28 protein-coding genes and 4 tRNA genes are annotated in these 26632 nt (G+C 60.2%); 18 read left to right on the top strand and 14 right to left on the bottom strand.

Features of this window, described 5'->3' with window-relative positions:
* Positions 1-185: 185 nt before the first annotated feature.
* Positions 186-683 carry a dihydrofolate reductase gene (locus FAZ30_RS09740; RefSeq protein ID WP_124642953.1) on the bottom strand — a complete coding sequence of 166 codons (498 nt, stop codon included), beginning with the start codon at positions 681-683 and terminating at the stop codon, positions 186-188.
* The gene (locus FAZ30_RS09735; RefSeq protein ID WP_124642955.1) at positions 680-1474 is read right to left on the bottom strand and encodes a thymidylate synthase; all 795 of its coding nucleotides are present in this window, start codon (positions 1472-1474) and stop codon (positions 680-682) included. Before FAZ30_RS09735 ends, FAZ30_RS09740 begins: the two co-directional genes overlap by 4 nt.
* Positions 1475-1655: 181 nt before the next feature.
* Here FAZ30_RS09735 and flhB point away from each other — a divergent pair, with 181 nt between their 5' ends.
* The 6 genes from flhB (at position 1656) to FAZ30_RS09705 (ending at position 8961) form a co-directional block, all read left to right on the top strand.
* A complete protein-coding gene (gene flhB / locus FAZ30_RS09730; RefSeq protein WP_124642957.1) occupies positions 1656-2822 on the top strand; it encodes a flagellar biosynthesis protein FlhB in 1167 nt (388 codons plus the stop codon).
* 6 nt (positions 2823-2828) lie between these two features.
* Entirely contained in the window at positions 2829-4913 is a 2085-nt protein-coding gene (gene flhA, locus FAZ30_RS09725; RefSeq protein WP_124642959.1) for a flagellar biosynthesis protein FlhA, read from the top strand.
* A 6-nt stretch (positions 4914-4919) separates the two neighbouring features.
* Positions 4920-6425: a flagellar biosynthesis GTPase FlhF gene (flhF, locus tag FAZ30_RS09720; RefSeq protein ID WP_124642961.1), complete on the top strand. Its 1506-nt coding sequence runs from the start codon at positions 4920-4922 to the stop codon at positions 6423-6425.
* Positions 6422-7303: a MinD/ParA family ATP-binding protein gene (locus tag FAZ30_RS09715; protein ID WP_233578391.1), complete on the top strand. Its 882-nt coding sequence runs from the start codon at positions 6422-6424 to the stop codon at positions 7301-7303. The genes flhF and FAZ30_RS09715 overlap by 4 nt, the downstream gene beginning before the upstream one ends.
* On the top strand, positions 7300-8046 hold the full coding sequence (locus FAZ30_RS09710) for an RNA polymerase sigma factor FliA (RefSeq protein ID WP_124642965.1): 747 nt from the start codon (positions 7300-7302) through the stop codon (positions 8044-8046). The genes FAZ30_RS09715 and FAZ30_RS09710 overlap by 4 nt, the downstream gene beginning before the upstream one ends.
* A 165-nt stretch (positions 8047-8211) precedes the next feature.
* Positions 8212-8961 (top strand): flagellar motor protein, encoded by a 750-nt coding sequence (locus FAZ30_RS09705; protein ID WP_124642967.1) that lies wholly within the window; start codon positions 8212-8214, stop codon positions 8959-8961.
* 270 nt (positions 8962-9231) lie between these two features.
* Here FAZ30_RS09705 and FAZ30_RS09700 read toward each other — a convergent pair whose 3' ends face one another.
* Positions 9232-10629: a 3'-5' exonuclease family protein gene (locus FAZ30_RS09700; RefSeq protein ID WP_124642969.1), complete on the bottom strand. Its 1398-nt coding sequence runs from the start codon at positions 10627-10629 to the stop codon at positions 9232-9234.
* 258 nt (positions 10630-10887) lie between these two features.
* On the opposite strand from FAZ30_RS09700, the gene FAZ30_RS09695 reads away from it, so the two are divergent.
* From FAZ30_RS09695 to FAZ30_RS09680, 4 genes are all read left to right on the top strand, one after another.
* Positions 10888-10964 (top strand) — tRNA-Arg (locus FAZ30_RS09695).
* Between the two features lie 7 nt (positions 10965-10971).
* Positions 10972-11046, top strand: a tRNA-Glu gene (locus FAZ30_RS09690).
* Positions 11047-11051: 5 nt separating this feature from the next.
* A tRNA-Arg gene (locus FAZ30_RS09685) sits at positions 11052-11128 on the top strand.
* 2 nt (positions 11129-11130) lie between these two features.
* Positions 11131-11205, top strand: a tRNA-Glu gene (locus tag FAZ30_RS09680).
* A 55-nt stretch (positions 11206-11260) separates the two neighbouring features.
* Here FAZ30_RS09680 and FAZ30_RS09675 read toward each other — a convergent pair.
* Both FAZ30_RS09675 and coq7 read right to left on the bottom strand, forming a co-directional pair.
* The gene (locus FAZ30_RS09675; protein ID WP_137009350.1) at positions 11261-11740 is read right to left on the bottom strand and encodes a RidA family protein; all 480 of its coding nucleotides are present in this window, start codon (positions 11738-11740) and stop codon (positions 11261-11263) included.
* A gap of 68 nt (positions 11741-11808) precedes the next feature.
* Positions 11809-12429 carry a 2-polyprenyl-3-methyl-6-methoxy-1,4-benzoquinone monooxygenase gene (gene coq7, locus FAZ30_RS09670; protein WP_124642973.1) on the bottom strand — a complete coding sequence of 207 codons (621 nt, stop codon included), beginning with the start codon at positions 12427-12429 and terminating at the stop codon, positions 11809-11811.
* 128 nt (positions 12430-12557) lie between these two features.
* On the opposite strand from coq7, the gene ppa reads away from it, so the two are divergent.
* Complete coding sequence (ppa, locus tag FAZ30_RS09665; protein ID WP_103524956.1) at positions 12558-13085, top strand: inorganic diphosphatase; 528 nt, start codon at positions 12558-12560, stop codon at positions 13083-13085.
* Between the two features lie 121 nt (positions 13086-13206).
* Here the strand turns inward: ppa and FAZ30_RS09660 are convergent, their stop codons facing one another.
* Entirely contained in the window at positions 13207-13416 is a 210-nt protein-coding gene (locus tag FAZ30_RS09660; RefSeq protein WP_124642975.1) for a hypothetical protein, read from the bottom strand.
* Between the two features lie 213 nt (positions 13417-13629).
* On the opposite strand from FAZ30_RS09660, the gene FAZ30_RS09655 reads away from it, so the two are divergent.
* Both FAZ30_RS09655 and FAZ30_RS09650 read left to right on the top strand, forming a co-directional pair.
* Entirely contained in the window at positions 13630-14529 is a 900-nt protein-coding gene (locus tag FAZ30_RS09655) for a LysR family transcriptional regulator (RefSeq protein WP_124642977.1), read from the top strand.
* Between the two features lie 9 nt (positions 14530-14538).
* Complete coding sequence (locus FAZ30_RS09650) at positions 14539-15264, top strand: hypothetical protein (protein WP_124642979.1); 726 nt, start codon at positions 14539-14541, stop codon at positions 15262-15264.
* A gap of 209 nt (positions 15265-15473) precedes the next feature.
* Here FAZ30_RS09650 and FAZ30_RS09645 read toward each other — a convergent pair whose 3' ends face one another.
* The gene (locus FAZ30_RS09645; RefSeq protein WP_137009349.1) at positions 15474-16043 is read right to left on the bottom strand and encodes a phasin family protein; all 570 of its coding nucleotides are present in this window, start codon (positions 16041-16043) and stop codon (positions 15474-15476) included.
* A gap of 354 nt (positions 16044-16397) precedes the next feature.
* On the opposite strand from FAZ30_RS09645, the gene minC reads away from it, so the two are divergent.
* From minC to FAZ30_RS09625, 4 genes are read left to right on the top strand one after another with little or no spacing between them, the layout of a single operon-like run.
* Positions 16398-17111 carry a septum site-determining protein MinC gene (gene minC / locus FAZ30_RS09640; RefSeq protein WP_124642982.1) on the top strand — a complete coding sequence of 238 codons (714 nt, stop codon included), beginning with the start codon at positions 16398-16400 and terminating at the stop codon, positions 17109-17111.
* A 24-nt stretch (positions 17112-17135) separates the two neighbouring features.
* A complete protein-coding gene (minD, locus tag FAZ30_RS09635) occupies positions 17136-17948 on the top strand; it encodes a septum site-determining protein MinD (protein WP_103524951.1) in 813 nt (270 codons plus the stop codon).
* A 3-nt stretch (positions 17949-17951) separates the two neighbouring features.
* Positions 17952-18209, top strand: a complete 258-nt coding sequence (minE, locus tag FAZ30_RS09630) for a cell division topological specificity factor MinE (RefSeq protein WP_059286884.1) — start codon at positions 17952-17954, stop codon at positions 18207-18209.
* A 3-nt stretch (positions 18210-18212) separates the two neighbouring features.
* Positions 18213-19154, top strand: a complete 942-nt coding sequence (locus tag FAZ30_RS09625; RefSeq protein ID WP_124642984.1) for a LysR substrate-binding domain-containing protein — start codon at positions 18213-18215, stop codon at positions 19152-19154.
* A 256-nt stretch (positions 19155-19410) separates the two neighbouring features.
* Here the strand turns inward: FAZ30_RS09625 and FAZ30_RS09620 are convergent, their stop codons facing one another.
* Entirely contained in the window at positions 19411-20565 is a 1155-nt protein-coding gene (locus tag FAZ30_RS09620) for an aminotransferase-like domain-containing protein (protein ID WP_124642994.1), read from the bottom strand.
* Between the two features lie 201 nt (positions 20566-20766).
* Between FAZ30_RS09620 and FAZ30_RS09615 the strand changes: the two genes are divergently transcribed.
* Positions 20767-21222, top strand: a complete 456-nt coding sequence (locus FAZ30_RS09615; protein WP_124642996.1) for a MarR family winged helix-turn-helix transcriptional regulator — start codon at positions 20767-20769, stop codon at positions 21220-21222.
* 78 nt (positions 21223-21300) lie between these two features.
* On the opposite strand, the gene greB is transcribed toward FAZ30_RS09615, so the two are convergent.
* The 6 genes from greB to FAZ30_RS09585 all read right to left on the bottom strand — a co-directional run bounded on the left by greB (position 21301) and on the right by FAZ30_RS09585 (position 26586).
* Positions 21301-21855 (bottom strand): transcription elongation factor GreB, encoded by a 555-nt coding sequence (greB, locus tag FAZ30_RS09610; RefSeq protein WP_124642998.1) that lies wholly within the window; start codon positions 21853-21855, stop codon positions 21301-21303.
* Between the two features lie 66 nt (positions 21856-21921).
* On the bottom strand, positions 21922-22374 hold the full coding sequence (locus tag FAZ30_RS09605; RefSeq protein WP_158613566.1) for an NUDIX domain-containing protein: 453 nt from the start codon (positions 22372-22374) through the stop codon (positions 21922-21924).
* A 107-nt stretch (positions 22375-22481) separates the two neighbouring features.
* Positions 22482-23702: a 23S rRNA pseudouridine(2605) synthase RluB gene (rluB, locus tag FAZ30_RS20730; RefSeq protein ID WP_425456399.1), complete on the bottom strand. Its 1221-nt coding sequence runs from the start codon at positions 23700-23702 to the stop codon at positions 22482-22484.
* Between the two features lie 382 nt (positions 23703-24084).
* A complete protein-coding gene (gene scpB / locus FAZ30_RS09595; RefSeq protein WP_137009348.1) occupies positions 24085-24717 on the bottom strand; it encodes an SMC-Scp complex subunit ScpB in 633 nt (210 codons plus the stop codon).
* Positions 24718-24862: 145 nt separating this feature from the next.
* On the bottom strand, positions 24863-25693 hold the full coding sequence (locus tag FAZ30_RS09590) for a segregation and condensation protein A (protein ID WP_137009347.1): 831 nt from the start codon (positions 25691-25693) through the stop codon (positions 24863-24865).
* On the bottom strand, positions 25690-26586 hold the full coding sequence (locus FAZ30_RS09585; protein ID WP_137009346.1) for a LysR family transcriptional regulator: 897 nt from the start codon (positions 26584-26586) through the stop codon (positions 25690-25692). Before FAZ30_RS09585 ends, FAZ30_RS09590 begins: the two co-directional genes overlap by 4 nt.
* Positions 26587-26632 lie beyond the last annotated feature (46 nt).

Genomic DNA, 26632 nt, shown 5'->3' with positions numbered 1-26632 from the left:
AAGAAAGCGAGGCTCCCTTGCAGGGCAAGGGCGGGGGGATTGGGAATAAACGGGAAGGCTGCGGAAGCAAGCAGCTGTCGAAAGGCCCGGCTTCGCCGGGTCCAGCGCAATCGTACCAACTTACTTGGTCAGCAGCCTGAAAGCCGCTTGCTCGCGGCTTTTGTCATGGTCAGATCAGCTTCTGCCTAGCCAACACTGCAACGTCGGTAATCGACGAAAGCGTAGGCCAGCCCCTGTTCGCTGCAATGCTCGCTGCGCGACTCCTCCTGCCAGGCCTCCACATCAAACGCTGGGAAATGCGCATCGCCATCGAAGGGTTGGGCAATCTCAGTCAGCCGCAGGCGATCCGCTGCGGCAATCGCTTGCCGGTACAGCTCGGCACCGCCAATCAGGCAGACTTCTTCCACGTCAGCGGCCATTTCCAAAGCCTGCTCCAGTGAATGTGCCACTTCCACACCAGCCGCCTGCCAGTCGGCTTGCCGGGTAATCACGATATTGCGTCGGCCCGGCAGTGGGCGGCCAATCGAATCGTAGGTTTTACGCCCCATCAGCACCGGCTTGCCCAGCGTCACCGCCTTGAAATGCTTCAGGTCTTCCGGCAAGTGCCAGGGCAAGGTGTTGTTGATGCCGATCACCCGGTTGCTGGCCATGGCGGCGACCAGCGTCAGAACAGGCTTGCTCATACCGCCACCGCTCCCTTGATGTGCGGGTGCGGGTCATACCCTTCCAGCGTGAAGTCATCAAAGGTGAAGGCAAACAGATCGTTCACCGCCGGGTTGATCTTCATCTGCGGCAGCGGGCGTGGTTCGCGGCTCAGCTGCAGGCGGGTCTGTTCCAGATGATTGCTATACAAATGGGCATCGCCCAGCGTGTGCACGAAATCGCCGGGCTGCAGGCCGCACACTTGCGCCACCATCATGGTGAGCAAGGCATAGGAGGCGATATTGAAGGGCACACCCAGGAAAATATCGGCCGAGCGCTGATACAGCTGGCAAGACAACTTGCCGTCCGCCACATAAAACTGGAACAAACTGTGGCAAGGCGGCAGCGCCATTTCATCCACCAGCGCCGGATTCCAGGCGGAAACCATCAGCCGGCGTGAATCGGGATTGCGCTTGATCATCTCCACCACATTGCTGATCTGGTCGATATGGCGGCCATCCGGCGCCGGCCAGCTGCGCCACTGGTAGCCGTAAACCGGGCCCAGATCACCATTTTCATCGGCCCACTCATCCCAGATCGATACCCCGTTTTCTTTCAGATAGCGGATATTGGTATCGCCGGTCAGAAACCACAGCAGTTCGTGAATGATGGAGCGCAGGTGGCATTTTTTGGTGGTGATCAGCGGGAAACCCTGCTGCAGGTCGAAGCGCATCTGGTAACCGAATACCGAGCGGGTGCCGGTGCCGGTGCGGTCGGACTTGTCATGGCCATGTTCCAGCACATGGCGCATCAGGTCGAGGTACTGTTGCATGCTGCCATCCATCCATAAGAATCCGCCGATTGTACCGCAGGCAGCCGCAGCCCGTCGCCTCGGCCGCCCTTGCTGTAAAAACAGCAGGGGCAATAACCATGATGCCAAATCGGACTGGCCGGCCGCCCCCGGCATACGCTACCATCCGCTTTAAAATACAACGTCAGAAAACTGGAGCTCAATGGCAGAAGATTCCGATCTCGAACGGACCGAACCCGCGTCAGCCAAACGGCTGCAAACCGCACGGGACGACGGCAATATCCCGCGCTCGCGGGAATTGTCCACGTTCGCAGTCACCATGACCGGAGTCGCATTGCTGATGACCCTGGGCGGCAAGCTCGCCGGCGCCATCATGCTGATGATGAAACAGCTGCTGATCTTTGATCAGCACACGGTGCAACAGGCCGAGCCGGCCATCATCCGCTTCAAGGAGGCACTGTTCTCCATGCTGTGGCAGCTGATGCCGATATTGGGCGGGCTGGCACTGGTGGCGGTAGCCACTCCCATTCTGATCGGCGGCTGGAACTTCACCCTCAGTCCGCTCGAGCCCAAGCTGACCAAGCTGAACCCGGCCAGCGGCATCAAGCGCATTTTCTCGCTCAACTCTGCCACCGAAGGCCTGAAGGCCATCCTCAAGAGCATGCTGATCGGCGGCGTGGCGGTATGGATCATCTGGCGCGAGCGCAGCGACATTCTCGGTCTGCTCACCATGCCGCTGGAAGCAGGCATCCTCAAGATGACCGACATGCTGATCACCACCTTCTTCACCGTCACCGCCGCCATGCTGATGCTGGTGGTGATCGACGTGCCTTTCCAGCTGTGGAACTACCACAAGCAACTGCGCATGACCAAGGAAGAGATCAAGCAGGAATACAAGGAAATGGAAGGCTCGCCCGAGGTCAAGGGCCGTATCCGCCAGCTGCAACGGGAAGCCGCACGCAAGCGCATGATGGCTGAAATCCCCAAGGCCAATGTGATCGTGACCAACCCAACCCACTATGCGGTGGCACTGAAATACGAAGAAGGCATGCAGGCACCACAGATTGTCGCCATGGGCACGCTGAAACTGGCCGAAAAAATCATCGAAAGCGGCAAAGAACACAAGGTCACGGTGATGCGCTCGCCCAGTTTTGCCCGGGCGCTGTATTTCCATGGCGAATTGGGCCGGGAAATCCCCGCCAGGCTGTATACTGCGGCAGCGCAGATTCTGGCTTATGTTTACCAGTTGAAAGCTTATGAATACAACGGCGGCCTGGCACCGGTCTACCCGGACCAGCTGGAAGTCCCCGCCGACCTTGACCCGGAAAGCAAACGCCAGCAAGATGCGGCCCCGAAAGCGAGACAGTAATCCCGCATGGATAATTTCCTCACCCAGCTGAAGCAGTTCAACGTCACCAAGCTGGCCGGCCCCATCCTCATCATCCTCATTTTGTCGATGATGGTATTGCCGTTGCCACCGGTGCTGCTGGACGTGTTCTTTACCTTCAATATTGCGGTGTCGGTGATTGTTCTCTTGGTGGGCATCAATGTCCGCAAGCCGCTGGACTTCTCATCCTTCCCCTCGGTACTGCTGGTCACCACCCTGCTGCGCCTGTCGCTCAACGTGGCATCCAGCCGGACGATCTTGCTGGAAGGCCACAGCGGCCCGGATGCCGCCGGCAAGGTGATCGAATCCTTTGCCCACTTCCTGATCGGCGACAACGTCGCCATTGGTATCGTGGTATTCGTCATCATCACCATCATCAACTTCGTGGTGATCACCAAGGGTGCCGGCCGTATCGCCGAAGTATCCGCCCGCTTCACCCTGGATGCCATGCCCGGCAAACAGATGGCGATTGACGCCGACCTCAACGCCGGCCTGATCGGCGAAGACGAAGCCCGCAAGCGCCGCTCCACCATTTCCGAAGAAGCCAACTTCTTCGGCTCGATGGACGGTGCCTCCAAATTCGTGCGCGGCGATGCCATGGCCGGCATCATGATCATCGTCATCAATATCGTCGGCGGCCTGATTGTCGGCGTGGTACAGCATGATCTGGATGCCGGCACCGCCGCCAAGACCTACACCCTGCTCACCATCGGCGATGGCCTGGTGGCACAGATTCCCGCGCTGATCATCTCCACCGCCGCCGGTATCGTGGTGTCGCGTGTGGGGACCGACAAGGACATGTCGGAGCAGTTCTTCGGCCAGCTGTTTGCCAAACCGCAAGTGCTGTACATCACGGCCGCCGTCATCGGCATGATCGGCCTCATCCCCAATATGCCGCACTTCGCCTTCCTGCTGATCGCCAGCCTGCTGGGCGCGCTGGGCTGGACCATGGACAAGAAGGAAATGGCCGCCGCCGCCAAGGCAAGCAAGCAGGAAGCCCTGGCCGCCGCCCCACCCGACCAGCCCATGGCCGAAGTCAGCTGGAACGATGTGCAACACGTGGACGCACTGGGACTGGAGGTCGGTTACCGGCTGATTCCGCTGGTCGACCGCAGCCAGGATGGCGAACTCTTGCGCCGCATTCGCGGCATCCGCAAGAAAATCGCCCAGGAACTGGGCTTTCTGGTACCCGCAGTCCACATCCGCGACAATCTGGAAATCAAGCCCAATGCCTACCGCATTTTGCTCAAGGGCGTGGAAATCGGACAGGGCGAGGCCTATATCGGGCAATACCTCGCCATCAATCCGGGGCGGGTAAACGGCAATATGCCCGGCACGCCCACCACCGACCCGGCCTTCGGCCTGCCGGCGGTGTGGATCGATGCCGCCAAGCGCGAAGAAGCCCAACAGATGGGCTATACCGTGGTCGACTCCAGCACCGTGGTGGCCACCCATATTTCCAACCTGCTGCAAACCCACGCCGCCGAACTGCTGGGCCGCGAAGAAGTGCAGGCGCTGATCGACCATCAGGCCAAGGAATCGCCCAAGCTGGTGGAAGACCTGGTGCCCAAGATTGTCCCCATCGGCATTCTGCAAAAGGTATTGCAGCAGTTACTGACCGATGGCATCCATATCCGCGACTTCCGCACCATTCTGGAAACCCTGGCAGACCACATCGGCACCACCCAGGACGTGGACGACCTCACCTCCTCGGTACGGACTGCGCTGGCGCGGGTCATCGTGCAGCAGCTGTTCCCCGGCGAGACCGAACTACCGCTGATGACGCTGGACCCCGCACTGGAAAACGTGCTGTCACAGGCAGTCAACTCCAAGACCGGCGGCGGTCTGGAACCCGGTCTGGCAGAAAACCTGCTGTCCAGCGCTGCACAACAAGCCGAACAAGTGGAGATTCAAGGTTACAATCCGGTATTGCTGACACCACCAGGTTTGCGGCCACTACTGGCACGATTCTTGAGAAGGGCTCTCCCACAACTGCGTGTGATCTCGCATAATGAAGTACCGGACAATAAATCCATTCGTATAATTGCGGTAATTGGGGGAAGCAAGGGCTGATAAACAATGGTGGTAAAAAAATTCTTCGGAAAAACCACACGTGATGCACTCAGACAGGTCCGCGAGGAGCTGGGTGCCGACGCCCTCATCTTGTCCAATCGCCCGACAATGGGGGGCGGCGTAGAGATCATGGCCGTGGCGGATGCAGATGTCGCCAACCTGGCCACCAATCTGTCCACGCCTGGCAGCAAGCACCCGGCCCGTAACGCGCCGGCGGTCAGCCGTCCGGTGCAGCCTGCGCCGGCGGCCCCCAACGCCGCCACCAACCGCGCCATTGCCCGTACCTATGCCATGCCGGTGGAGCCGCTGGAAAGCCCGGCACCACCCCGCATCGACAGCCCTGCCCCGCGCCCGCAGCAGCGTATCGAACCTTCACTGGCCGAAACACCCGCCGTCAATTTCAACGTCAGCCCGCAAACCCCGCCCCCGGCTCGGTCAGTGCCGGCCAGCATGGTGCCGGAGTCCCTGGTGAAGATGCAGACGGTAGCGGCCGGTCCGGCAGTCAACGGCAATACGCCGCGACCGGGCAAGGCGGCTCCGGCTGCGGAAGATGAAGAGCCGGAGGTGATGGCGCAGGAACTCAAGCAGATCGGCGATGAAATCAAGCTGCTACGCAGCCTGCTGCAAAGCCAGCTGGCCAGCTTTGCCTGGTCGGACATGGAGGGCAAGACGCCCAATCGCATCGAGCTGTTCAAGCATCTGTTGGGCATGGGTTTTTCTGCCAACCTGATTCGCCAGCTGATCGAAAAGATGCCAGCCCAGTACGAGGGTGACATCGCCATCAAATGGGCTCGTTCGGCGCTGATGCACAATCTGAAATGCGCCGACGCCAATCACGACATCATGGACAAGGGTGGCGTGTATGCACTGGTCGGCCCCACCGGCGTGGGCAAGACCACCACCGTGGCCAAGCTGGCCGCGCACGCCACCATGCGCTTCGGTGCCCAGCATGTGGCGCTGATCACCACCGACAGCTACCGTATCGGTGCCCAGGACCAATTGCGCATCTACGGCAAGATTCTCGGCATCCCGGTGTTTTCCATCCAGAACGAAGGCGATCTGCAACTGACCCTGGCCGACCTGTCCAATCGCCATCTGGTGTTCATCGACACCGTCGGCATGAGTCAGCGCGATGCCCGCGTCACCGGCCAGATCGAGATGTTCCGTGGTGCAGGCCGCCAGGTGGAACGCCTGCTGCTGCTGGCCGCCAATGCCGACGGCCATACCCTGGAAGACGTGGTGCGCCACTACCGCGGCAACGGTCTGGCCGGCTGCATCCTGTCCAAGATCGACGAAGCCGTCAGCATGGGCCCCAGCATGGATGTCATCATCCGCAACCGGCTCAAGCTGTTTTACATCACCAATGGCCAGCGCGTGCCGGAAGACCTGCATTCGGCCAGCGCGGCCTTCCTGGTGGACCGTGCCCTGCGCGCGCCACAACCGGGCTCCCCTTTCAGCCTGCAAGGTGATGAACTGACCATCATGAACTCCGCTCAGGCCAGCTGGTTATGAGCAGCAATATGCAAGACCAGGCCGCCAGCCTGCGCCGTCTTTCCGCCCAGGCCAGCCGTGCGCCCAGCTTTGCCTTCATCGGTTCAGACAAGGCCGGTGCCAGTACGCTGGTCACCGAGCTGTCGCTGGGTCTGGCCTACGCCGGCCACCGGCCGCTGGTCGTCGACTGCAGCCTGGGGCAGATACAGGCACGCCGCCTGGGCGCCCCCACTACCGCCACCCTGGAAAGCCAGATGGTCAGCGTGGGCGGGCTGGATGAAATGATGACCACCTCGCGCCAGGGCATCCAGCTGATCAACCTGTATGCCAGACCGGAAGAACGCGCCCTGTTCTCGGCCCAGCTATGGTTAAGGCTGGGCAGCGAATTTGCCGCACTGGAGCGCGACAGCACGGTACTGATGATCGACGTCCCCGCCACCTCCACCGACCCGGTGCCCGCCAGCGTGGCGGACAACCTGATTCTGGTGCTCAGCCCGGCGGCCGACTCGATGACCAGCGCCTACGCCAACATCAAACGCCTGTCCGCCGGCTTTGGCCGCCAACGCTTCAATGTGCTGATCAACCGCGCCCGGCATCTGGAAGAAGCACGTGAGCTGTTCAACCGGCTGGCCGCCGTGACCAGCGAATTTCTCAGCGTCTCGCTGCGCTGGGTCGGCTTTGTGCCGGCCGACAATGCAGTGCGCCGCAGCCAGGCCCTGCGTCGTCCGCTGATGGAAGCCTTCCCCGACAGCGAAGCCGCCACCGCCTTCGCCCAGCTGGCGGCGGTGCTGCCACAGTGGGACAGCCCGGAAACCGAGCGCCACGACACCGGCTTCATGGACATGCTGATAGCCACCTCGCGCGACTGGGCCGAGGCAGATGGAGCAAAACGACGATGACACTGCCGTCCCTACGCCGCAAAGGCTATGCGGGTGCGGTCACCGCCCCGGAAATCGATGTACAGAACCACCTGCCGCTGGTTAAGAAACTGGCCGGCATGCTGATGGCCCGCCTGCCGGCCTCGGTGGAAATGGACGATCTGGTCCAGGTCGGCATCATCGGTCTGATTGATGCCGCCCGCCAGTTCGACCCCGGCCAGGGCGTGCAGTTTGAGACCTTTGCCAGCCAGCGCATCCGTGGTGCCATGCTGGACGAGCTGCGCCGCGAGGACTGGCTGCCGCGCCAGGCACGCCGTCAGGCACGGCAGATCGAAGACAACATCAACAAGCTGGAACAAAAGCTGGGCCGCGCACCGCTGGAATCGGAAATCGCTGCAGCACTGGGCGTAGAGCTGGACGACTACCAAGGCATGCTGGGCGACTGCAAGGGGCTGAGCCTGGTGCACTTCGAAGATTTCTCCGATGGCGAAGGCGAAAGCCTGAATGACGCCATTGCCAATATCGAAGACAACAACGCCCCCAACCCGCTGCAGGTACTGGCCGACGGCGACTTCCGCCAGGCACTGGTCGATGCCATCAAGACCCTGCCCGAGCGCGACCAGCTGGTGATGGCCTTGTACTACGAGCAGGAACTGAACCTGAAAGAAATTGGCGCGGTACTGGAAGTATCGGAATCCCGCGTCTGCCAGTTGCATACCCAGGCTATTGCCCGTATTCGGGCCAAAATGAAGGAATGGATCTAGAGCGTGTTGACGGTCTGGCGCACTGCGGCTCGCACAAGCCCCCCCTGCCCCGCCTCCCGGGCAGGCCAGGCCAAGCGACCGCCGTGCCCGGCCATCCGATAGCAGCACATCGGAAACCGCTGGTGAAACCATCCGCTTGCTCAGATAAAGATAACGGAATTCAGCGTGGACAAGATCAGCATCATCGCCATCGTCATGGGCCTGACGGCCATCATTGCCGGCCAGGCCATCGAAGGGGGCAATATTGGCTCCCTGTTGCAACTGACTGCCTTCATGATCGTGATCGGCGGCACCATGAGTGCCGTCATGCTGCAGAGCACGCCCAAGCAATTTGTCGCCGGCATGCGCATGGTCAAGTGGATTTTCCAGCCGCCGCCGCAAGACCACGAAAAACTGATCCGCGAAGTAGTGAACTGGAGCCAGACTGCCCGTCGCGGCGGCCTGTTGTCGCTGGAAGGCTATGTCAGCCAACAGAAAGATCCGTTCACCAGGAAAGCCCTGCAAATGGTGGTGGATGGTGCCGAACCCGATGTGCTGCGCGGGGTGATGGAAGTGGAAATCGGCATGTTCGAACATGCCCGCAAGCAGGCGGCGCGGGTGTGGGAATCGGCCGGGGGCTATGCGCCCACCATGGGTATTCTTGGCGCGGTACTGGGGCTGATCCACGTCATGGAAAACCTGTCTGACCCGTCCAAGCTAGGCGCCGGCATTGCCGTGGCCTTTGTCGCCACCGTGTATGGTGTCGGCTCCGCCAACCTGTTTTTCCTGCCGGTGGCCGCCAAACTCAAGCACCTGGTCGCCGCCGAGATCGCCCTGAAAGAAATGGTAGTGGAAGGCCTGGTGGCCATCGCCAATGGTGAAAATCCACGCATCATCGAAAGCCGCCTGCGCAGCTTCCAGGCCATGCACGAGTAACAGCTAGGGCTTGTTAACACTATGTTTTCTGCGGCGCAGGCCCTGAAAGCTTGTCAATGCAAGGCGGAGGGTGCAGCGCTTGGTGGCCCCAAGCGCAAATCCGACAACGTAGCAGTGGCAAGCTGGTCGGGCCTGCCCTGCGGGGCAGATGTTGAGCGGCGCACTGCCTTGTCAAACCGCGCTGGCAGGGAATGCCCTGCGGCGCGCGGTTTTTCGCGCATTGCATCCCCTCAATATCCGCCGCCGTGAAAAAAATAGCGTTAACAGGCCCTAGGCCAGCAGCCTCAGGCTGCTACCCTCTGCCGGCTTTTTCAGATAGGCATCCAGCAATTTGTAGGTATCGATGTCAAAGCTCGGCGCACCAGCCAGGGCCTGCTCACCGACGGCACGCGAACCCAGGTAGCACCAGCGGTCGAAGACATGCTCCATCGCCACGCCGGTGACTTCGTCGGTTTCCACCACGGCCACCGGTGCCGGAAACGGCCAGGGCTTGACCTTGATGCGCGCCAACGCCTGCATCAGCCGCATATTGTGCTGCGGCGCGGCTTCCTTACCGATGCAAGCGCCACGGCAACGCCCGCTGCTGATGCCCGCACAGCCCACGCCCTTGCGGCTGGTCAGCGCCTCCACTCCCAGTACCGACTGACACAAGCCATTGCCATTGGCGATTTCGGCCAATACCTTGCGCGCTTCTTTCGGGCTACGAAACAGCCCATACAGATCAGCCGTGCGGCTGAAATCCAGCTGGTCGGCATACACGATGGCCGGTCGCATGAACTCACCCTGGCCATGGTCCAGCTGAATCGAGCACAAATCATTCGCCAGACGGCTGCGGTGATTGTAAAACGGCTGCAACTCGCGCAGCAGGCGCTGTTCCAGCAGATGCGCCCCCAGCTCGCCCACCGTTTCCTGACACTCGATACGCCGGATAGGCCGCTGTATCGACGGGTCCTTGCCGTATTTGCCATCCTGCGCCAATTGCGAAACTACCTTGCCACGCACATTGCTGGCGCGCCCCACGTACAGCGCAGCGCCCTCTTCACCCCAAATGGTATAGACGCCGGGCAGATCAGGCAGATCATCCACCAGCGCGGCGTCCACTCCTGGTGGCAGATCCGGCTGTGCCAGCACCTGACGGATGGCATCTTGCACCGTAGCCTCGCCCAGCTCGGCGATAGCCGACTGCAAGAACAGCAACAGCGCCTCGGCATCGGCCATGGCGCGGTGCCGGTCCGGCAATTGCAGGCCATGACGCTGAATGATGCTGTCCAGATTATGTTTGAAATGCTGCGGATACAGCCGGCGTGACAGTTTTACCGTACACAGGGTTGCACTTTGCAGACGCAAGCCCTGGCGACGGAATTCGTTGCGCAAAAAGCCGTAATCGAAACGCACATTGTGTGCCAGCAGCAAACGCCCCTGCAGCATGGGCAACAGCTCGCCAGCGATAGCCGCAAACGGAGGCTGTACCTGCACCATCTCGTTGCTGATTCCAGTCATGTTTTCGATGAATGGCGGAATCGGCTGCAAGGGATTGACCAGTGTCTGATAGCGACGTAGCTGATCACCATCCAGCATGATCAGGCCGATTTCGGTGATGCGGTCGCGACCGATATGGCCGCCAGTGGTTTCCAGGTCGACAATGGCCCAGGGGATATCAAACAGCATGCAGTCTCATCGGGCGAAATAATGAGCCGGAACAACCGGCAGGGGATGGATCAAGCGCCAAGGCTGATCCGCAGCGCCATCTTACACGGGCTGCCCGCATTTGCCGAACCCGCTCGCCAGGGCGCGTTGCGGCTGGTGCAACAGGCTCGCCCCGCGCTTCGGCGGGCAAAGCAAAAAAATATTTGTCGCAGTGTTGACACAAAAAAAGTGAATCTGTATAGTTCGCCCTCTCGAAAGACAAAACGTTTTCGAGACAGTGCACCCGTAGCTCAGTTGGATAGAGTATTTGGCTACGAACCAAAGGGTCGGGCGTTCGAATCGCTCCGGGTGCACCACTACAGCGTCCCTATAGTTTAGCGGTTAGAACACCGCCCTTTCACGGCGGTAGCCGGGGTTCGATTCCCCGTGGGGACGCCAGCTTTGCACCCGTAGCTCAGTTGGATAGAGTATTTGGCTACGAACCAAAGGGTCGGGCGTTCGAATCGCTCCGGGTGCACCAAAGTCCCTATAGTTTAGCGGTTAGAACACCGCCCTTTCACGGCGGTAGCCGGGGTTCGATTCCCCGTGGGGACGCCAGGATTCAAGATCAAGCCCAGTCACCAGACTGGGCTTTTTCATGGCCATCACGCAATCAGCTGTTTGCCCGAGCCTGCAAGGCAATCTCTACTGCAGCCCCCTTGGGTAGTTCAGCCACCCCTACCGAAGTACGTGCATGACGCCCGGCGTCGCCCATTACCTGCAGCAATAGTTCCGATGCGGCATCCGCCACCTCGCTCTGCTGCGCAAAACCGGCCGCCGAACGCACATAAACCGTCATGGTCAACATGCGGGCAATCTGCTCCAGGCTGCCCAATTCCCGTTGCAGCAAGGCCAAGCAGCGCAGCACGGCAATACGCGCGCCGTGCTGAGCAGCGGCCAGATCAATCTCCCCACCCACTGCGCCTTTCACCACCACCTCACTACCGATACGCGGCACCTGCCCGCTGACATACAAGAGATTGCCATCACGGACCAGCGCTTGATAATTGCCGCCAATACGTATTTCATCGTCCGCATCAAAACCCACTGCTGCCGCTTGCTGCAAAAAGAGCTGTGCCCTGGTTTCTGCCATTGTCTCTTCTCCAATAAAAACGCCACCATGAGGTGGCGTATGGACTTGAACCGCGACTCCCCTGCCCACTATACGCGATAGCTGGTAGCGGTCATCAGCTTGGCAGTCAGTTTCATCAATCCCTTAACCGGAGCCGGCAGGCTGGCTGCACCAAACTCATGCGCCATGTCGGCATGGCGCAATTCGTCATCCCGCATCTGCGTCACGATGGCGCGGCTTTTGGCATCCGCCTCGGGCAGTGCAGTCAGATGACTATCCAGGTGAGCGCCAACCTGATGCTCGGTTTCTTCCAGAAAACCCAGATTCCATTTATCCCCCAGCAGGCCGGCCGTTACGCCTAGCGCCAGCGAACCGGTATACCACAGTGGACCCAGCAGGCTGGGGTGACCACCCAGTTCGCGAATGCGCTGCTCAGTCCAGGCCAGGTGTTCGACCTCTTCGAATGCGGCATGCTGCAGCGCCTCGCGCGCTTGCGGGTTGCGCGCAGTCAGCGCCTGCCCCTGGTACAGTGCCTGGGCGCATACTTCGCCGCAGTGATTCACCCGCATCAGGCCCATGGCATGGCGCTTTTCCGCAGCGCTCAACTCCGCCTCCTCCAGCCCGGCATCCGGCCGTGGCCGCTGGCTTTCCGCCTGGGCAAACAGGGTACGCAAACCCTTGTCGAATTCAGTAATCAGCGTATCAAACATATGGTTCCCGACTGGTGCACAAATCCGTCAAAGATTATACCCGTGCACCGCACAAGACGGCAGCTGCTGATATAATCCGGCATGATTTTCCATGTAAACAACCACCATCTAACAAAGGATTCTGCCTGATGAACCTGGAACTCATCGGCCCGGGCAAAGACATGCCGGGCGACTTCAACGTCGTGATCGAAATCTCCGCCAACGCTGCGCCGATCAAATACGAATTCGACAAAGAGTGGAACACCCTGGTGGTTGACCGTTTCATGGGCACCTCCATGATGTACCCGGCCAACTACGGCTTTGTGCCGCAAACCCTGGCCGGCGATGGCGATCCGGTCGACGTGCTGGTCGTTACCCCCTTCCCGCTGCCGCCCGGCGTGGTCATCCGCTGTCGCGCCCTGGGCCTGATCAAGATGGAAGACGACGGCGGCGTGGATGCCAAGCTGGTTGCCGTACCGGTAGAAAAGCTCTGCCCGATGTACAAGTCCATCCAGAAACTGGAAGACCTGCCGGAACTGCTGCGCGCGCAGATGGTGCACTTCTTCGAGCACTACAAGGACCTGGAAAAGGGCAAGTGGGTCAAGATCAACGGTTGGGGCACGCTGGAAGATGCCAAGACCGAACTGGTAGAAGGCATTGCCCGCTTCGGCAAGTAAGCCTGCCTACCCAGCCCGCCTTGCGGGCTTGCTGTCCCTGCGGACAAGACAAAACGCCAGTGCATGCACTGGCGTTTTTGTATGGGAGAGTGCCAGGCAGGGAAAGCTGCCGGCAGTCTGCTTAGTGGTTGCGATAATCGGCGGCATTGGCTGCAATAGCCTTGCCGGCACGATCATCAGCAGCCTTGCGCTGCGCATCGCTCTGACTGAACTGCTGTTCGTACTTTTGCACGACATCTTTGTCCGGGCGGCTGCGTACATCGCTCTGGGCCATGGCAGTTGCTACCAGTGCATTCGAAACAACAAGGGCCAGCATCAATTTCTTCAACATGATTCACTCCATTCGGTTAGCAGGATGCAAGCTTTGTGCAGCTGAGCATCAAAATGCTTCAATTTTTTTGATGTCACTACCTGATAGGTCTGTACAATTAATGCTTGAAAAACTGCCTTGTCACTTGCATCGGGTTGGTGAAACAGATATTAAACGCGAGCGATTCCTGTTGATAGCGAAATGATCTGAACGGCTCATTCAAAAAATTCGAACATGAAAATATCCCTGGATGCCCTGCTGGTTCTGGATGCCATCGATCGCAACGGTAGCTTTGCCGCAGCAGCAGACGAACTACACCGGGTCACCTCGGCCGTCAGCTACGTCATCCAGAAGCTGGAACAAGATCTGGATGTACAGCTATTCGACCGCAGCGGACACCGCGCCCGCCTGACCGCTGCCGGGCAAGTCCTGCTGCGCGATGGCCGTAATCTGCTGGATGCCGCGCGCACGGTCGAACACCGGCTGCTGCAACAGGCGGCCGGCTGGGAAAGTGAGCTGGTCATCACCATCGGCGATCTCATCCCCTTCGAGCAGCTCATTCCGCTCATCACCCGCTTCGATCAGCTGGGCAGCGGCACACAGTTGCGCTTTACCCGTGAGGTTTTCGGCGGCATCTGGGATGCGCTGTATGACGCGCGTGCGGACCTGGTGCTGGGCGCACCCGGTCACCCGCCAGCAGGTGATTATTTCCACCGGGAAATCGGCACCATCGATTTCGTGTTTCTGGTCAGCCCGCAACATCCGCTGGCCACCGCCCCCGAACCACTGGCCGCCCACACCTTGCGCCAGCACCGGATTATTTCGCTGGGCGACACCTCGCGCCGCTTGCCGACACGAACTGCAGGCATACTCAACGGGCAGGACGTGCTGACCGTGCATACACTGGATGCGAAGCTCGCATTGATGACTGCGGGACTGGGCATTGGCTACCTGCCACGCATGCTCGCCGCTCCCTATCTGCAAAACGGCCAACTTGTGGAAAAATCACTCAAGGAAAAGCGCAGTTGCACCAAGATGTTTTACGCATGGAAAGAAGAATGTCCCGGCAAAGCACTAGCCTGGTTTATTGACAACCTGGCACTCGCCATTCAGCAACAGCAACTGATCATATAAGGCCAAGCAATGTTTCAGCCTCAGGGCAGCGCTCCTCATCTGCACTGGCTCAGCCAGCGCCTGCAAGCAGGCACCCTGCTGCGCGCAGCGGAAGCAGGCCTGCCCACATGGCTACCGGCCGAGTGGCAAGGCTTTGCCGGAGAGCACTGCTGGCTGGATCTGGCGGCAGACGACAGCAAGCACCTGCTGGAGCGTGCCGGGCATTGCCGGCAGCACGACATTGCCTTGCTGGAAGTGTGTGGCCAATGGCTGCCACAGGGTGAGCAGTTCGGTTTCATGCTGCTTTGCGGCGGAGAACTCCCCGCGAGCAGCGAAGCCCGCCACTGGCTGGATTGCGCCGCGCCGCTGGCAGGAGGCTGGCTGCATTGCGGGCCGCTGGGCAGCGCCCGCTACACCCTGCATGTCATCAACGCCATGCGCCATGCCTGGCAACTGGCCTTGCAACAGCTGCCAGCCAATGGCCAGCCCGCCAGCATCAACTGGGAACAGCTGATGCAGCAGCAGAGCGAACTGGCTGACAAGCTGTATTTGCTCTCCGCCGACTATCTGCAGCGCCAGGGCATCAACCCTGCCGCATATAGCGCCAGCGAGGCGCGCAGCAACTTCGCCCTGCCTGCCGCCGCACAAAGCCATTTTGCTGCCAATCTGGCCATCCTCATCGTACTGGCCATGCAACAGCGTGACACCTTGCACAGCATGCTGCAGCAGGTGTTTTCCACCCTGCACCAGCCTTAGAACCTGTTCATAGTCTGCTGCGCTTCGGTGATACCGCGTTAAAAACGTCTGCGGAATGCTCATTTACTCTATGTAAACTCCGCTTCCTTAGCCGTTTTCGCCTTGTCTCACTCTAGCTCGCGAGACTTTGAACAGGCTCTTAGCCAGCAGAATGGCAGGCAATAAAAAAACCCGCCGGTTAGGCGGGTTTTCTGTATTACTGCAACAAATCAGGCAGCAGCGGGCGTAGCCGGCTTTTTGCGGCTTACCGCAGCAGCAGTGGCCTTGGCCTGGGTGCTGGCAGCTTCTACGCTGGCTTCAGCAATTTCGGCGCTAACTTTTTTGGCGGTCTTGGACACGCTTTCGAAAGCAGCATTGGAGCTGTTAACGAAGGTTTTCAGTGCGGAAACGGCAACATCGGAACCAGCCGGGGCGTTCTTGGACAGACGGTCCAGATTGCTCAGCAGCAGCTTGTTCTGTTCAGCCAGTTGTTCTTCCACGAAGGAGCTCAGTTCGCCCTGGGTAGCAACAGCCACGTCGTAAACTTCGCGCGCCACGCTGAAAGCCTGATCCAGGCTGGGCTGTGCCAGGCTGGTTTGCAGCTCGGCAAATGCCTTGGGGTCTTTCACTTCGGTCAGTGCCTTGAAGTGCTTGGCGTTGTTGTCCAGCAGCTTGCGGGTCAGTTCCAGCTGCAGGTTGGCAAAACGCTCGGCACCAGCCAGAACGATGGAGGACAGGCGAACGGCTTTGTCGAACTGCGCCTGGCCGAGAGCAGAAAATTCTTGGGTGTTGGTAAACATGGCTACTCCTGGAAATGTCGAAATACAACTCAGCTTTAACAGTCACAACAACCGTTTCGCCGCCAATGCTGCACAGCAGCAAATGTAATTTAACCAAATGATTGGTTCCGGTCAAGTAAATGCTGCACCGCACAATCACGTAAACAACTATTTTGTATGTGTTTTTACAACATCAACATTCCAAATGAATGACAGTATTGCGACAATTACAGCCTGCGCCAGGCTGCTGGTATTTTTTGCAGCGCAATATCAACAGAAGGCCGTGCTCGCCGATTAGTTCACCGGCATTGAAAGGGGGGCGGCAAGCCAGTACACTCGCTCCATAGAAGAAATCTATTTATATAAAGCCTACTCATGAGCTCTGCGGTCACCGCCTTTGACATCAAATCTGCCAGCCTTGATCTGCTGGCCCTGATTCTCCGCACGGACAATCTGGAAGAACTGACTACTGCGCTGGAGGCCCGTTTCGGCCCGGCCGGTGATGCCCCGGCCGAAGCTTTCCTGCTGGATGTGGAAGCCCTGGTAAATGCAGCCGACGCCGATTACGGCCGCCTGCTCCCCATGCTCAGCCGCCATGGCATTCGTGCCGTCGCCCTGCGCCATCCGGATAGCAGCATGGCCGAGGTCGCCAGCCGCTATGGCCTGGCCTATGTGCGCGGCAATACGCCGCCACGCCAGAACCTGAGCGAGACCGTGGCCAAGCCGGTGGAGGTGGCAGCCGCCCCCGCCCCGGTGGCCGCCATGATCGTCGACCGCCCGGTTCGTGCCGGACAGCAGATTTACGCCCGTGGCGGCGACCTGGTGGTCCTGGCCATGGTCAGCGCCGGTGCCGAGGTGATTGCCGATGGCAACATCCATATTTATGCCCCGCTGCGTGGCCGCGCACTGGCTGGCGCACGTGGCAACACAGCCGCCCGCATTTTCGTGCGCAGCATGGAGGCCGAACTGGTTTCCATTGCCGGGGTCTATCGCACTATCGAACAGGCCCTGCCCGAAAGTATCAAGGGCAAGCCTACCCAGATCTATCTTGAAAACGAGCGCCTGGTCATGACCGCGCTTGGCGAATAATTCAATTATCCAAAGGGATTTACCGTGGCAAAAATCATCGTCGTGACTTCCGGCAAAGGTGGTGTCGGCAAAACCACTACCAGTGCCAGCTTTGCATCCGGCCTGGCCCTGCGTGGACACAAGACTGTGGTCATCGACTTTGACGTCGGCCTGCGCAACCTGGACCTGATCATGGGTTGCGAACGCCGCGTCGTGTACGACCTGATCAATGTGGTGAATGGCGAGGCATCGCTGAACCAGGCCCTGATCAAGGACAAGAACTGCGACAACCTCTACATCATCCCGGCCTCGCAAACCCGCGACAAGGATGCCCTGTCGCAAGAGGGCGTGGAAAAGGTGCTGAAGGAACTGGCCGACAGCGGCTTCGAGTTCATCGTCTGCGACTCGCCTGCCGGTATCGAAAAGGGTGCCCTGCTGGCACTGTACTTTGCTGATGAAGCGCTGATCGTCACCAACCCGGAAGTGTCTTCGGTACGCGACTCCGACCGCATCCTGGGCATTCTGGCCTCCAAGTCGCGCCGTGCCGAACAGGGTGGTGATCCGGTCAAGGAACACCTGCTGATTACCCGCTACTCGCCGGCCCGTGTCGACAAGGGCGAAATGCTGTCGGTAGACGACGTCAAGGAAATCCTGCGCGTGCCGCTGATTGGCGTGATTCCGGAATCGCAGACCGTATTGCAAGCCTCCAACTCCGGCACGCCGGCCATTCACCTGAAGGGCAGCGATGTGGCCGAGGCCTATTCCGACGTGATTTCACGTTTCCTGGGCGAAGATCGCCCCATGCGCTTCCTGGACGCGCCCAAGGTGGGCCTGCTCAAGCGCCTGTTCGGAGGTTAAACCATGTCTCTTATCGACATTCTGTTCGGCAAGCGCCAGAAGACGGCCGCCATCGCCAGAGAACGTCTGCAGATCATTCTGGCGCACGAGCGCAATGGTCGCAGCGCCCCTGACTACCTGCCTGCATTGCAACGCGAACTGATGGAGGTGATCTCCAAATACGTGGCGGTGAATCTGGATGACATCAAGGTGCAGGTAGAACGCCAGGATGACTTCGAGGTGCTGGAGGTCAATATCGTCCTGCCGGAGCACCAGCGCTAAACCATGACGCTGACCGAACTCCGCTACATCGTGGCAGTGGCGCGCGAGCGCCACTTTGGCCGCGCCGCACAAAGCTGCTTTGTCAGCCAGCCCACCCTGTCCATCGCCATCAAGAAGCTGGAAGACGAGCTGGGCATCACCCTGTTCGAACGTGGTGGCCAGGAAGTGGCGGTGACGGAAATTGGCGAACGCATCATCGAGCAGTCGCAACGCGTGCTGGAAGAAGCCGAAACCGTCAAACGGCTGGCGGGTGAGCACCAGAACGAGCTGGTCGGCCCGCTCAAGCTGGGGGTGATCTTCACCATCAGCCCCTATCTCTTGCCCAAGCTGATTCCGGCCCTGCGCATTCTGGCACCGGACATGCCGCTGATTCTGGAAGAGAACTACACCGTCCGTCTGGCTGAAATGCTCAAGCGCGGTGAAGTGGACGCCATCATCGTGGCCGACCCCTTCGAAGAAGCCGGCACCATGACCTGGCCGCTGTACGATGAATCCTTCGTGGTCGCCACACCCAAGGGCCATCCATGGGAAAAGCTGGCCTGCATCGAAGCCAGCCAGCTGACTGACGAGAGCGTACTGCTGCTGAACCAGGGCAACTGCTTCCGCGACCAGGTATTGCAGGCCTGCAGCGAACTGGCCAGCAAGCAGAACCACCAGTCCGGCCTTGCCACCACCCTGCAAGGCAGTTCGCTCAACACCATCCGGCACATGGTGGCCAGCGGCATGGGTGTGACCGTGATGCCATCCACCTCCATCGGCCCTGGTGATGACAGCCTGCTGTCCATCCTGCCCTTCCAGGAACCGGCACCGCAACGCCGGGTATTGCTGGTCACCCGCAAGCAGTTTTTCCGCAAGAAAGCCGTGGAAACCCTGCAGCAGGCGGTGTTCCGCTCTGGCCTGGCCGGTGTGGAAATGCTGGAAAACGAAGGTCCGCTTGGCAGTTGATCCGGACACTGCAGATAAAAAAGCCGCTCCTGTGAGCGGCTTTTCAGATTATTGACAAACCCGTCTCGCTTTCTCAAAGGAAAGCGAGGCTCCCTTGCAGGGCAAGGGCGGGGGGATTGGGAATAAATGGAAGGCTGCGGAATTAATTAAGTGAGTCGAAAGGCCCGGCTTTGCCGGGTCCCGCGTAATCGTACCAACTTACTTTGTCAGCAGCCTGAAGCCGCTCCTGTGAGCGGCTTTTTCATTGCAGCAAAACTCAACGGTGAGCGGCACGCACCAACTCGGCCAGACGGGCAATGCCCTCGTCGATGCGCTCAACAGCAGCATGGCTGAAGTTGAGGCGCAAGTGACCGATGCCATCCTGCGGATTCGGGTAGAACGGCTCGCCCGGCATGAAGGCGACATTGCGCTCGGCCAATGCGGTCTTGAGCAGCTCGCGCGTGTCCTGCGGCTGCTTCAGAGTCAGCCAGAAGAACAAGCCGCCCTGGGGCACCTGCCAGTCGGCCAGATCGGCAAAATGCTTTTCCAGCGCAGCCTGCATGGCATCGCGACCCACACGGTAGGTATCGCGCAGCGATTGCAGATGGGCCGGGAACGCCGGGTCAGCCAACTGCTGGGCAATAAACCACTGCCCCGGACGGTTGCTGTGCAAATCAGTGGATTGCTTCAGCTTGACCAGATGCGGGTACAGCTCGGGCGAAGCAATCAGGTAGCCGATACGCAGCCCGGGAGCCAGTGTCTTGGAGAAGGAACCGGCATAAATCCACGGTGTATTCTTCAAGTGACTCACCAGCGGTGCCGGTGCTTCGCCATCATAAGACAGGGCGCGGTAAGGATCATCCTCGTACACCGGCAAGCCGTGGGCATCAATCACCTCGGCCAGCGCACGACGGTTTTCCTCGCTGTAACAGGCACCGGACGGATTCTGGAAGCTGGGGATCAGATAGGTCAGCCGTGGCTTCGCCGTACGCAGGGCCTGCTCAAGTTTGGCCGGCGGTAGTTGGCCATTTTCCTGGGCAACGGCAGTAATGGCGGCACCAAACAGATTGAAGGACTGCAAGGCCGCCAGATAGGTCGGCCCTTCCGTCACCACCGGTGTACCCGGATCGATGAACAGCTTGGACGCCAGATCAATGGCTTGTTGCGAGCCGGACAACACCAGCACCTGCTGGGCGCTGCACTCCAGCCCCAGAGCCCTGGCCTGGGCGGCAATCAGTTCGCGCAGCTGCGGCTCGCCCTCGGTCGTGCCGTACTGCGCCAGATCAGGCGGCAGGCCGCTGAAATCCAGCTGCGGCAGACAACTGGCTGCAGGCAGACCACCGGCAAAGGAAATGACTTCAGGGCGCTGGGCGGCGGCAAGGATTTCGCGGATCAGCGAACCCATCAGTCGTTCGATACGTTCTGAAAACATGGTAATCTCCATGACTGTCGCACCAGCATGTCTGCCATATTGCCGTGGCCGAGGGTGGTAAGCCTACGGAAGCCCAGCTCCTGCAGCAGTAAGGATGATTTCTTCTGCTACCGCTTTATGGTCTGCTATTGCGCCAGCCCAATAGACAATAAACGTCAATTTTTTTGACCTAATTTACCCCTGACAGGGGATGTCGTCAACATGCCTGACAGCGATAACGCGATTGATCTGCGCGCAGCCATGGAAGTGTTCTTCCATGCCTATAAAGCCTTTACCGCCAAGCCGGATGAAATCCTGGCCCGGCGTGGCCTGGCCCGGGTGCATCACCGCATACTGTTCTTCGTGGCCCGCTATCCCGGTCTGTCGGTCAAGGATCTGCTAAGCGCGCTGGACGTGACCAAACAGGCCATCAACATGCCCTTGCGCCAGTTGGTGGAGATGGGACTGATTGCCAGCGTGGCCGCCAACCACGACAAGCGGGTCAAGCAGCTGACGCTGACCGGCGAAGGCCGCAAGCTGGAAGAAGCCCTGCACAAAGAGCAAGCCCGCTTGCTCAGCCAGGCGTTCAGTCGTATCGGCGATACCGCCACCCGCGACTGGATGGCCGTCAACGGCCAACTGGCCGGCCGTGCAGACGCCGACGACGCCAAGCACTAAACCCGGCCAAGCTTCGGCAGCATATAAAAAAGCCCGCGTCTTCCGACACGGGCTTTTGTTTGGGCAGAACACAGCGCTTCAGCTGATTTTCTGGTAGTACACTTCGAGGATTTCGATGTCCTCGTCGCCGTCCGGGCCGCGAAACAACACACTATCTCCCTCGCGCGCCTTGATCAGGGTGCGGGCAATCGGCGAAATCCAGCTGATATGACCGCGCGGCAGATCAATCTCGTCCACCCCGACAATACTCAGCAACTGCTCGCTGCCATCACCCCGCTCGATCAGCACGGTGGCGGAGAAAAATACCTGGTCAGTGGCTTCACGCGCCTCGGGATCGACCACTTCAGCCAGCTCCAGCCGCTTGGTCAGAAAGCGGATACGGCGGTCGATTTCGCGCAAGCGGCGCTTGCCGTACAGATAGTCGCCGTTTTCCGAGCGGTCGCCATTGCTGGCCGCCCAGTTGACCACCTGCACTACCTCCGGCCTTTCCTTGTTGACCAGCTGGTACAGCTCGTCCTTCAGCCGACGCCAGCCACCGGGTGTGATGTAGTTCTTGCTGGAGGCCGGCAGCCGCTGCTCGACTGGCAGATCGTCTTCGGCCTCGTCATTCTCTTTGGTAAATGCCTTGCTCATGCCTGCTTCCCTGCCTTGCGCTGCAATCCGCTACCTTACGTCGAGAATGGCGGCAGCGGCAAGTTGTCACTCGTCAACCGGCCACAGCCATTCCCGGCAGTACACCAGCAGATTCTTCGGCCGCAGCTTGACCTGCTGCAGTTGCGCGTAATCCAGCCACACCAGATGGTATTGATTATCCGGCGTCATGCGCGCCAGCTCTGGGCCACCCAGCCGCAGCGTGCCACGAAACTTGCTGGCCAGAAACACATGCTCGATGCGCCCCTTGTGCTCCAGCGTGCATAGCTGCTCGGCCAGCCAGATGCTCAGGCCGGTTTCTTCGCGGGTTTCGCGCACGCAGGCCATGGCCGGGGTTTCGCTCGCCTTGATGGTGCCGCCGGGCAGTACGAAGTACTCCCTGCCATTCTTGATACGCTGCATCATCAGCAGGCGGCCATCCTGAATGATGACCACCGAAGCACGCGGTCCGCGACGCAAGCCCAGCAGGCCACCACCACCTGCGGTGGCAGCCGGCGGCACGACCTCATCCTGCAAGCCCGCCGAAAGCAAAACGGGCGACCGCCAGGCGGTCACCCATTTGCAGCAGCGCGCAGCCAGTGCCGTCAGCAACGGCCAGCTGCCACGGCTCACTCTGCCTTGCTTCCGCGGGTTTTCTTGCGGCCGGTCATGGTCAGGTCAGACCACTTCATCACCGCAGCCACTTCGGCTTCGTTCAGTTCGTAGAACTGGCCACGCTTCAGGCGCGGGGGCAGGCCCAGGTTACCGAAACGGACGCGGATCAGGCGGCTGACCGTGAGGCCGAAGTGTTCGAACATGCGACGCACTTCGCGGTTACGGCCTTCCTTGATCACCACGTTGTACCACTGGTTGGCACCTTCTTCGGCACCACCGCGCTGGAACACGCGCTGGAAAGCGGCCGGGCCGTCTTCCAGTTCCACGCCAGCGGTCATTTCCTTGGCGATTTCCGGGGTCAGCTCGCCCAGCACGCGCACTGCGTATTCACGCTCCACTTCGAAGCTGGGGTGCATCATGCGGTTGGCCAGTTCACCGCTGGTGGTGATCAGCAGCAGGCCGGAGGTATTCACGTCCAGACGGCCCACGGCCACCCAGCGGCTGCTCTTGGCTTGCGGCAGGCGTTCGAACACGCTGACACGGCCTTCCGGGTCGTCGCGGGAAACGATTTCGCCTTCCTGCTTGTGGTACATGATGACGCGCGGCAGGCGGTCGGCCCACTTGAGCTTGATCACATCGCCTTTGGCGGTCACGCGGTCTTCCGGACCCACGCGGTCACCCAGGCTGGCTTTCTTGCCGTTTACCAGCACCAGGCCGGCTTCGATCCACTCTTCCATCTCGCGACGGGAACCGACGCCAGAAGCCGACAGGGCCTTTTGCAGGCGAACCGGCTCAATCTGTTCTTTGTCGAGGCGCACCTCGCGCAGCCGCTTGGACTTTTCTTTCACGTCCTGACTCGGGCTGCGCAGACGCAACTTTTTTGCCTTGATTACCAGCGACTTGCCTTCTGCGCGCGGCTTGCCCGCGGCCGGTGCACGGCGCTGTTCACGCGGGCTTTGCTCACCTTCAGCCACCGGCATGGCGGCATTCTTGTTGCCAAAGCGGCGTTCGTGCTGCAATGCCTCACCACCCTGGCCTTGCAGACGCTCGGCTTTTTCCTGGCGACGGGCAGCTTGCTGCTGGCGGTTGTTTTCCGACTGGCTGCGCTTGCCGCTGCCGGTGGGATTGCTCTGTACTTCGCCACGGCGGTTGACCGTTTCCTTGCGACGGCCAGCAGCCGGCTTTTTCGGCTCAGCAACATTGCCGTTGGCCTCGCCGTTTTCACCACGTACCACCTGGCCACGGGCCTGGCGTTGCAGTTCCAGCTGGGCCAGCTCGGAACGGCTCATCTTGAACAGCGGGGCGCTTTCATGCGGTGCGGCATGCGGCTGCGATTGCAGCAGATTGCCATAGGCATCGCGCGGTGCAGCAGGACGACGGCCCTGCGGCTTGCCACCCTGGCCTTGCGCGTCTTGCGGATTGCGCGCCTTGCCAAAGCCTCCCGGCTTGCCACGACCCTGTTGCTGCGGGGCGTTGCCGCGCGGCGCATCGGGCTGACGGCGCGGAGAAGATTCGCGGCCCTTTACACGCGCCACCGGCTGGCGGGCGTTGTTTTGTCCTTTGGTAGACATAAATCATGCTCTTTCAGTACGAGCGCACAGCAAAACGGCGTCCAGCCTATTCTGCCTGTGGCTCCAGATTGTCCGCCTCATCGTCGAGGGGGAGAGTGTCTTCGGCTTCATCGCTGCCGATCTCTTGTGGCTGGGCATCGGGTATGACCAGTGTTCCCAAGTCTGCCAGTGGTGGCAGGTCCCTTAGCGAAACAAAGCCAAGATCATCCAGAAACTTGCGGGTGGTGGCATACAGCCCCGGCCGGCCGGGCACGTCCTTGTGCCCGATTACTTCAATCCATCCCCGCTCCAGCAGGGTTTGCATCACGCTGGTGGACACCGATACGCCACGAATGGATTCGATATCACCACGGGTAACAGGTTGTTTGTAGGCGATAATCGCCAGGGTTTCCATCACGGCGCGTGAATAACGCGGCGGTTTTTCCGGATTCAGCCGTGACAGGTAGGGTGTGAACTCGGCCCGTGCCCGAAAGCGCCAGCCGCTGGCCAGTTTCACCAGCTCCACACCACGGCCACGCCAGTCAGACTGGATGTCTTCCAGAATGTCGTTCAGCAGGGTGGCCTTGATGTCTTCGGTAAACAGCTTTTTGAGCTGGGATACCGACAAGGGTTCCGTCGCGGTCAACAATGCCGTTTCCAGCACGATCTTGAGATAGTTTAAGTCGGTGATGGTGGACATCGGACCAGGTCTCGCCCGGCCTGCGCACAGGACTGGGGGCGAAAAAATATACATTGCGCGGGGAAGGCGCGGATTTTACCTGATTTCCCGCCAAGCAGCACGGTCAATTGACGCGTTACTGTCATGCGCGCAACAGTCGCGGCCATCAGCTGATGGCGATACGCACGTAAATCGGCTGGTAGGCGACTTCCTGGCTGACCTTGATCAGCCCTTCCTTCACCAGTTCCAGCACGGCGATGAAGTTGACCACCAGGTGTGGCACGCCCCTGTCGACTTCGAACAGTTCCTCGAACGGCACGTACTCGCGTTCGGCCAGATAACGCAGGATCCAGCTCATCTGCTCGCGCACCGACAGTTCGTCCTTTTCCACCTTGTGGCTGCGCTTGTGCTTGGCCCGCGACAAAATCGCCAGCCAGGCCTGGCGCAGATCGACCGCTGCCACATCGGGTAGGCGCGCTTCGGCGCCCTGCTCGATCAGCACGGCCAGCCAGGCAAAGTCGCGGTCGGCCTGTGGCAGCTTGTCCAGCGCCAGCGCGGCCAGCTTCATCTGCTCGTAGTCGAGCAGGCGGCGTACCAGTTCGGCGCGCGGGTCGTCCACTTCGCCCTCTTCGTCCAGCTGCGGGCGTGGCAGCAGCAGCCGCGACTTGATTTCAATCAGCAAGGCCGCCATCAGCAGGTATTCGGCCGCCAGCTCCAGCCGCTCGCCCTGCATGGCATCGACATAGCTCATGTACTGGCGGGTGATGTCGGCCATGGGAATGTTGAGCACATCCAGATTCTGCTTGCGGATCAGGTATAGCAACAGGTCGAGCGGGCCTTCGAAGCTTTCCAGAATCACCTGCAAGGCATCGGGGGGAATGAACAGATCCTGCGGCACTTCCAGCACCGGCTGGCCAAAGACATGGGCAATGGGCAGGCCGGCCGGCAGTTCCGGTGCAGTCAGGGTGAAATCGGTGGCGGTGGTCAAGGTGCTCATGCGACAGAGTGTAAGCCAGGCGGGTGGTCTTTGAGCCATTCCAGAAACAGCCGGGCCGGGCCGGACAGGCTCACTTTGCGGTGATAGGCCAGCATGATGGTGCGAGCTGGCTCGTATGACTGCAAAGGCAGCCGGCACAGACCGCTGCTGATCATCACCTCGGGCAGGGCGCTCCAGCCCAGCCCGGCCTCCACCAGCATGCGCAGGGCTTCCAGATAATTGGACGGCTCGCGCACATCCAGCGGGGTGACATGCTGCTGAAACAGGTTTTCGATCAGCCGGCGGCAACGGGTATTGCTGCCGGGCAATAGCGCCGGATAGCGTGCCAGATCCTGCAGCGTCAGCGCCTCGAGCAAGGCCAGCGGATGCTGCTGTGCCACGGCAAAGCACAGCCGCTCGTTCAGCACCTCTACATACTCCAGCGCCTGCTCATGCAGCGGCGGTTCGGACATGAAGCCCAGTTCCAGCTCGCCCTGACACAGCAATTTGTGGGTTTCCGCCGAGGTCTTGAAATCCACGGTGAGATCAATGCCCGGATACTGGCGCACAAACTCCGCCAGCAGCGGCTTGAGGTAGTACAAGCCGATGTGCTGGGTGGTCGCCAGATGCAGCTTGCCGATCTGCGCTGGCAGCAGGCTGCGCAGCAGTTGGCCGGCCTCTTCGGCTTCGGCCAGGATGCGCAGCGCATAGGGCAGGAAAGCGCGCCCGGCCTCGGTCAGCACCGTGCGCCGGCCGATGCGGTCGAACAGCTCCACCCGCAGGGCATCCTCCAGGCTGCGGATGCGCTTGGACAGGCCGGGCTGGGTGAGGTGCAGGCAGTCGGCGGCCCGCGAAAATGAAGACTCGCGCGCGGCACTGACAAAGGCCTTGAGGGCGGCTAGATGAAAATCCATTCCAAATCATTATGGAGATGTCAAACAAATCCAACTTTTTGTTTGA

The organism is Aquitalea aquatilis (genome assembly GCF_005155025.1).
GTDB classification, from domain to species: Bacteria; Pseudomonadota; Gammaproteobacteria; order Burkholderiales; family Chromobacteriaceae; genus Aquitalea; species Aquitalea aquatilis.
The sequence above is the reverse complement of the archived record's forward strand: the minus strand, read 5'-3'. Positions and strand labels throughout refer to the sequence as shown.

Excerpts from the sequence above, each read along its gene's own strand:
- FAZ30_RS09740 (WP_124642953.1), bottom strand. The coding sequence starts at position 683 with ATGAGCAAGCCTGTTCTGACGCTGGTCGCCGCCATGGCCAGCAACCGG.
- FAZ30_RS09735 (WP_124642955.1), bottom strand. The coding sequence starts at position 1,474 with ATGCAACAGTACCTCGACCTGATGCGCCATGTGCTGGAACATGGCCAT.
- flhB (WP_124642957.1), top strand. The coding sequence starts at position 1,656 with ATGGCAGAAGATTCCGATCTCGAACGGACCGAACCCGCGTCAGCCAAA.
- flhA (WP_124642959.1), top strand. The coding sequence starts at position 2,829 with ATGGATAATTTCCTCACCCAGCTGAAGCAGTTCAACGTCACCAAGCTG.
- flhF (WP_124642961.1), top strand. The coding sequence starts at position 4,920 with ATGGTGGTAAAAAAATTCTTCGGAAAAACCACACGTGATGCACTCAGA.
- FAZ30_RS09715 (WP_233578391.1), top strand. The coding sequence starts at position 6,422 with ATGAGCAGCAATATGCAAGACCAGGCCGCCAGCCTGCGCCGTCTTTCC.
- FAZ30_RS09710 (WP_124642965.1), top strand. The coding sequence starts at position 7,300 with ATGACACTGCCGTCCCTACGCCGCAAAGGCTATGCGGGTGCGGTCACC.
- FAZ30_RS09700 (WP_124642969.1), bottom strand. The coding sequence starts at position 10,629 with ATGCTGTTTGATATCCCCTGGGCCATTGTCGACCTGGAAACCACTGGC.
- FAZ30_RS09675 (WP_137009350.1), bottom strand. The coding sequence starts at position 11,740 with ATGGCAGAAACCAGGGCACAGCTCTTTTTGCAGCAAGCGGCAGCAGTG.
- coq7 (WP_124642973.1), bottom strand. The coding sequence starts at position 12,429 with ATGTTTGATACGCTGATTACTGAATTCGACAAGGGTTTGCGTACCCTG.
- ppa (WP_103524956.1), top strand. The coding sequence starts at position 12,558 with ATGAACCTGGAACTCATCGGCCCGGGCAAAGACATGCCGGGCGACTTC.
- FAZ30_RS09660 (WP_124642975.1), bottom strand. The coding sequence starts at position 13,416 with ATGTTGAAGAAATTGATGCTGGCCCTTGTTGTTTCGAATGCACTGGTA.
- FAZ30_RS09655 (WP_124642977.1), top strand. The coding sequence starts at position 13,630 with ATGAAAATATCCCTGGATGCCCTGCTGGTTCTGGATGCCATCGATCGC.
- FAZ30_RS09650 (WP_124642979.1), top strand. The coding sequence starts at position 14,539 with ATGTTTCAGCCTCAGGGCAGCGCTCCTCATCTGCACTGGCTCAGCCAG.
- FAZ30_RS09645 (WP_137009349.1), bottom strand. The coding sequence starts at position 16,043 with ATGTTTACCAACACCCAAGAATTTTCTGCTCTCGGCCAGGCGCAGTTC.
- minC (WP_124642982.1), top strand. The coding sequence starts at position 16,398 with ATGAGCTCTGCGGTCACCGCCTTTGACATCAAATCTGCCAGCCTTGAT.
- minE (WP_059286884.1), top strand. The coding sequence starts at position 17,952 with ATGTCTCTTATCGACATTCTGTTCGGCAAGCGCCAGAAGACGGCCGCC.
- FAZ30_RS09625 (WP_124642984.1), top strand. The coding sequence starts at position 18,213 with ATGACGCTGACCGAACTCCGCTACATCGTGGCAGTGGCGCGCGAGCGC.
- FAZ30_RS09620 (WP_124642994.1), bottom strand. The coding sequence starts at position 20,565 with ATGTTTTCAGAACGTATCGAACGACTGATGGGTTCGCTGATCCGCGAA.
- FAZ30_RS09615 (WP_124642996.1), top strand. The coding sequence starts at position 20,767 with ATGCCTGACAGCGATAACGCGATTGATCTGCGCGCAGCCATGGAAGTG.
- greB (WP_124642998.1), bottom strand. The coding sequence starts at position 21,855 with ATGAGCAAGGCATTTACCAAAGAGAATGACGAGGCCGAAGACGATCTG.
- scpB (WP_137009348.1), bottom strand. The coding sequence starts at position 24,717 with ATGTCCACCATCACCGACTTAAACTATCTCAAGATCGTGCTGGAAACG.
- FAZ30_RS09590 (WP_137009347.1), bottom strand. The coding sequence starts at position 25,693 with ATGAGCACCTTGACCACCGCCACCGATTTCACCCTGACTGCACCGGAA.
- FAZ30_RS09585 (WP_137009346.1), bottom strand. The coding sequence starts at position 26,586 with ATGGATTTTCATCTAGCCGCCCTCAAGGCCTTTGTCAGTGCCGCGCGC.